Raw genomic sequence first — 5,821 nt, forward strand, 5'->3', positions numbered from 1 at the left:
CCGGCTCGACCCGGACGGCACGGTGCTGATCACCGGTGGCACCGGCGCCCTGGGGGCGCTCCTGGCCCGGCACCTCGTCACCGCGCACGGCGTACGCGGCCTGCTGCTGACCAGCCGTCGCGGCCCGGACGCCGAAGGCGCCGGGGAACTGGCGGCGGAGCTGACCGCCCTCGGCGTCCGGGTGTCCGTCGCCGCCTGCGACGTCTCCGACCGGGACGCCGTGCGCGGGCTGCTCGCGGCCGTCCCGCCGGAGCACCCGCTGACCGCGGTGGTGCACGCCGCCGGCGTCCTCGACGACGGGGTGATCGGCGCCCTGACGCCCGAGCGCCTGGCCCGCGTGATGGGGCCGAAGGCCGCCGGCGCCTGGCACCTGCACGAGCTGACCGCCCACCTCGACCTGTCCGCCTTCGTCCTGTTCTCCTCCGCCTCCGGTGTGCTCGGCTCCGCCGGGCAGGGCAGCTACGCCGCCGCCAACGGCTTCCTGGACGGTCTCGCCCAGCACCGCGCGGCCGCCGGACTGCCCGCCGTATCGCTCGCCTGGGGCCTGTGGCGCCAGCACGAGCGGGGCATGGCGGGCGGCCTCACGGAGGCCGAGGTCGGCCGTATCACCCGCGCCGGGTTCGGGGCGATCGAGCCCGCCGCCGGCCTGGCGCTGTTCGACGCCGCCCTGGGGCGGCCCGAACCGCTGCTGGTGCCCGCCCGCTTCGACCTGCCGCTGCTGCGGCCGCGCAGCGGCGACGCGGACTTCCCGCCCGTCCTCAGGGGCATGGTCCGCCCCGCCCGCGGGCGCACGAGCGCCCCGGCGGTCACCGGCGGGAAGCCCGCCGGTGCGGCGGGGGAGGGGTCGCTGGCCGAGCGGCTGCTCCCCCTGGACGACGCCGAGCGGGAGCGGATGCTGCTCGACCTGGTCCTCGCCCAGGCGGCCGCGGTCCTCGGCCACAGCTCGCCGCGGTCGATCGCGCCGGACCGGCCCTTCACCGAGTCGGGGCTCGACTCCCTGGCGGCGGTGGAGATCCGGGGCCGGCTCGACGCCGCCACCGGCATCCGCCTGCCCGCCACCGCGGTCTTCGACCATCCCACGCCCGCCGGGCTCGCCGCCCACCTCAGGAACGAACTCGTCCCCGACGCGCCGCCGCCCGCGCAGGCCGCGCTCGCCGACCTCGACCGGCTCAGGGACGCCCTTCCCGCACTGGCCGGCGACCGGGAGGCGGCCGAGGAGATCCGGCTGCGCCTGAAGTCGCTCCTGGCCGCCTGGGACCGGGCCACCACGCACGAGGCAGCGGCCGAGGAGGACGCGGACGACGGGCTCGACTCCGCTGACATCGGCGAAATGCTCGCCATCATCGACGAGGAACTGGGGAACGCCTGATGACGGGCACCGACGAGAAGATCCTGCACTCCCTCAAGCGCCTGACCACGGAGCTCCGGCAGACCAGGAAGCGGCTGAGGGACGCCGAGGCGGCGGCCGGCGAACCGATCGCCATCATCGGCATGGCGTGCCGCTACCCGGGCGGCGTCCACACGCCCGAGGAGCTGTGGGAGCTCGTCTCCGCCGACCGGGACGCGGTGTCCGCCTTCCCCACCGACCGCGACTGGGACATGGCGGCGCTGCGCGGACCGGGCGCGGACGCCGCCGGCACCAGCCACACCGACGAGGGCGGGTTCCTCCACGACGTCGCCGACTTCGACCCCGCCCCCTTCGGGATCAGCCCCCGGGAGGCCACGGCGATGGACCCCCAGCAGCGCCTCCTCCTGGAGACCGCCTGGGAGGTCTTCGAGCACGCGGGCATCGACCCCACGACCCTGCGCGGCAGCAGGACCGGCGTCTACGCCGGGATCATGTACCACGACTACGCCGCACGGCTCCGGGAGCTCCCCGAGGAGGTCATGGGCTACCTCGGCACCGGCAACTCCGGCAGCATCGCCTCCGGCCGGGTGGCCTACACCTTCGGCCTGGAGGGCCCGGCCGTCACCATCGACACCGCCTGCTCCTCCTCCCTGGTCGCCCTGCACCTGGCAGCCACCGCGCTGCGCAAGGGGGAGTGCTCCCTCGCGCTGGCGGGCGGCGCGACCGTGATGGCGTCCCCACTGCCCTTCGTGGACTTCAGCCGCCAGGAGGGCCTGGCGCCGGACGGCCGCTGCAAGTCCTTCGCGGCCGGAGCCGACGGCACCGGGTGGGCCGAGGGCGCCGGCATGCTCCTGCTGGAACGTCTCTCCGACGCCCGCCGCAACGGCCACGAGGTCCTGGCCGTCCTGCGCGGCTCCGCGGTGAACTCCGACGGGGCCAGCAACGGCCTGACCGCCCCCAACGGCCCCTCGCAGCAGCGGGTCATCCGCCAGGCCCTGGCCGACGCGGGCCTGCGCGCGGACGAGGTCGACGCCGTCGAGGCGCACGGCACGGGAACCACCCTCGGCGACCCCATCGAGGCGCAGGCGCTGCTGGCCACCTACGGCCAGGGGCGCGACGCCGGACGCCCGCTGTGGCTCGGTTCGCTCAAGTCGAACATCGGCCACACCCAGGCCGCCGCCGGCGTCGGCGGCGTCATGAAGATGGTCCTGGCCATGCGGCACGGCACGCTTCCCCGGACCCTGCACGTCGACAGCCCCACACCGCACGTCGACTGGTCGGCCGGCGCCGTGCGACTGCTCACCGAACCGCGCCCCTGGTCGCCCGGCGACACGCCCCGGCGCGCCGGGATCTCCTCCTTCGGCTTCAGCGGCACCAACGCCCACGCCATCATCGAAGAGCCCACCGACGTGTCCGGGCCGCCCCCGGGACAGGACGGGGAGGAGCCCCCGGCGGCCGCCCCCGCCACGGAGCCCGCCACGGCCATCGACGCGGACGCCCCGAGGACGCCCGTCCTGTGGGCGCTGACCGGCAAGACGGAGACCGCGCTGCGCGCCCAGGCCGGAAAGCTCTCCGCGCACCTGCGCCGCACCGACCCCGCACCGGGCCTCGTCGACGTCGGGTACTCCCTGGCGACCACCCGTACCGCGCTGGAGCACCGGGCCGTCCTGGTCGGGGACGACCGGGCGGCGCTGCTGCGCGACCTGGAGGCGTTCGCGGACGGCCGCCCCGCTCCCGGGCTGCTGCACGGGCGGGCGGCGCCGGGCGCGCTGGCGATGATGTTCACCGGCGGCGGCAGCCAGCGGCTGCGCATGGGCCGGGACCTGCACGGCGCCTTCCCGGCGTTCGCCGAGGCGTTCGACGCGGCCTGCGCGGAGCTGGACCGGCACCTGGAGACCCCGCTGCGCCCGGTGGTCTTCGGCGAGCGCGGGGAGCGGGGCGACGAACCGCTCATGGGCCAGGGCCTCGCCCAGCCCGCCCTGTTCGCGATCGAGGTGGCCCTCTTCCGGCTCTTCGCCTCCTGGGGCGTCCACCCCGACCACGTGCTGGGCCACTCGGGCGGCGAGCTGGCGGCGGCCCACGCCGCCGGCGTGCTGTCGCTGGCCGACGCGGCGGCCCTGGTCAGCGCCCGGGGACGGCTCACCCAGGAACTGGCGCACGGCGGGGCGATGGTGGCGGTGGCCGCCTCGGCCGAAGAGGTACGGCCCCTGCTGACCGAGGGCGTCGAGATCGCGGCCGTCAACAGCCCCTCCGCGGTGGTCGTCGCCGGCGACGAGGGACCGGTGTCGGCGCTCGCCGCGCACTTCGCCGGGACGGGCCGCAAGACCCGTCGGCTGCGGGTCAGCTACGCCTCCCACTCCGCCCGGGTCGAGCCCATGCTGGACGAGCTGCGCGAGGTCGCGGCCGGCCTGGACCCCAAGCCGCCCCGTATCCCCTTCGTCTCCACCGTCACCGGGGAGCCGGCCGGGGCCGAGGAGCTGTGCTCGCCCGAGTACTGGGTGCGCAACGCCCGCCGGCCGGTCCTGTTCGCCGACGCGGTACGGCGGCTGGAGGCCGAGGGCGTCCGCACCTTCCTGGAGGTCGGCCCGGACGCGGTGCTCACCCCGATGGCCGAGGACTGCCTCGCCCCGGGCTCCGCCGCCGCGGTCCCGGCACAGCGCTCCGGCCGCCCCGAGGTCGCGACGCTGACCACGGCCGTCGGACGCCTCCACACCCACGGCGTCCCCGTCGACTGGCCCGCGTTCTTCGCCGGCACCGGCGCCCGCCGCGTCCGGCTGCCCTCCTACGCCTTCCAGCGCCGGCGCCACTGGCTGGAGTCGCCCGCCCGGGACCGGCTCGACGTCTCCCCGGCCGGCCTCGGCTTTCCCGACCACCCGCTGCTGGGGGCCAGCGTCGTACCGGCCGACTCCCAGGAACACCTCTTCACCGGCCGGCTCACCCTCCGTACCCAGCCGTGGCTGGCCGACCACGCAGTCGGCGACTCCGTCCTGCTGCCCGGCACCGCCTTCGTCGAACTGGCCCTGCGCGCCGGTGAACAGGCCGACTGCGACCGGCTCGACGAACTGACCCTGACCGCGCCGCTCGCCATACCCGCCGACGGGGCGGTGTCCCTGCAGATCAGGGTCGGCCCGCCCGACGGGACCGGCGCGCGGCCGGTGGAGATGTACGCCCACGACGAGGCCGCCCTGCCCGGACCGGCGTGGGTGCGGCACGCCACCGGCCGGCTGTCCGCCCACGCGTCCGGACCGGAGCCCGCGGCCGCGGAACTGTCGGCATGGCCGCCGGCCGACGCGGCCCCCCTCGACATCGACGGCCTCTACGAGCGGCTCGCCGACGACGGACTGCGCTACGGTCCGCGGTTCCAGGGACTGCGCGCCGCCTGGCAGCGCGGCGACGAACTGTTCGCCGAGGTCGCGCTGGAGCCCGGACAGCACCGCGCGGCCCGCTCCTTCGGCCTGCATCCAGCCCTGCTGGACGCGGGCCTGCACGCCCTGGGCCTCGGCGTGTTCCCGGGCATCGCCGACGGCCCCGCCCTGCCCTTCGCCTGGCACGGTGTGACGCTGCACGCGGCCGGCGCGACGACCCTGCGCGTACGGCTCACCCCGGCCGGACCCGGCGCCGTCGCCGTCGAGGCGGCCGACGAGTCCGGCCGGCCGGTCGCCGCCGTCGAGTCGCTGCTCCTGAGGCCCGCCGGCCCGCTCGCCTCCACGACCGGTGCCCGTCCCGTACGGGAGCCACTGCTCCACATCGCCTGGTCCGAGCCGTCGGCACCGGCTCCCGGAGCTCCGGGACGGTACGGCACGCCGGCGCTGCTCGGCGACCGCCCGGCGGACCGCGCGGAGGCGTTCGCCGCCGGGACACCCGACCGGTACGCCGACCCGGCCGCCCTCGCCGAGGCGGTCGCCGCCGGAACGCCCCTTCCCGACGTCGTGGCACTGCCCCTGCTCGACCCCCACGGCGAAGGGGCGGTGTCCCCCGCGGCGGCGGCGCGCGAGTCCACCGCCCGGACGCTGGAGCTCGTACGGTCCTGGCTCGCCGACGACACGTTCACCGAGACCCACCTGGTCGTCGTGACGCGAGGCGCGGTGGCCGCCGGGCCCGGCGAGGACGTCACCGACCTGCCGCGTGCCGCCGTCCGGGGCCTGCTGCGCTCGGCGCAGTCGGAGCACCCGGGCCGGATCACGCTGGTCGACACCGACGACCCCGACGGGTGGCCGGGCGCGCTGAGCGCCGTTCTGGCGTCCGGCGAGCCGGACGTCGCGCTGCGCTCCGGCCGCCCGCTCGTCCCCCGGCTCGCCCGTACCGCCGGCCCGTCCGTCCCCGCTGTCCCCGCCGGGTCCGCCCGGCTCGACCCGGACGGCACGGTGCTGATCACCGGTGGCACCGGCGCCCTGGGGGCGCTCCTGGCCCGGCACCTCGTCACCGCGCACGGCGTACGCGGCCTGCTGCTGACCAGCCGTCGCGGCCCGGACG

2 protein-coding genes are annotated in these 5,821 nt (G+C 77.0%); both read left to right on the top strand.

What is annotated here, in order from left to right; genetic code table 11:
• On the top strand, positions 1-1,369 hold a 1,369-nt coding region (locus tag PUR26_RS00795), incomplete at its 5' end, for a type I polyketide synthase (RefSeq protein ID WP_329868205.1).
• Positions 1,369-5,821, top strand: a 4,453-nt coding sequence (locus PUR26_RS00800; RefSeq protein ID WP_329868207.1) for a beta-ketoacyl synthase N-terminal-like domain-containing protein, incomplete at its 3' end; no start/stop codon positions are given. The genes PUR26_RS00795 and PUR26_RS00800, both read left to right, overlap by 1 nt.

This window comes from Streptomyces sp. SP18CS02, from assembly GCF_036322365.1.
GTDB lineage: Bacteria > Actinomycetota > Actinomycetes > Streptomycetales > Streptomycetaceae > Streptomyces.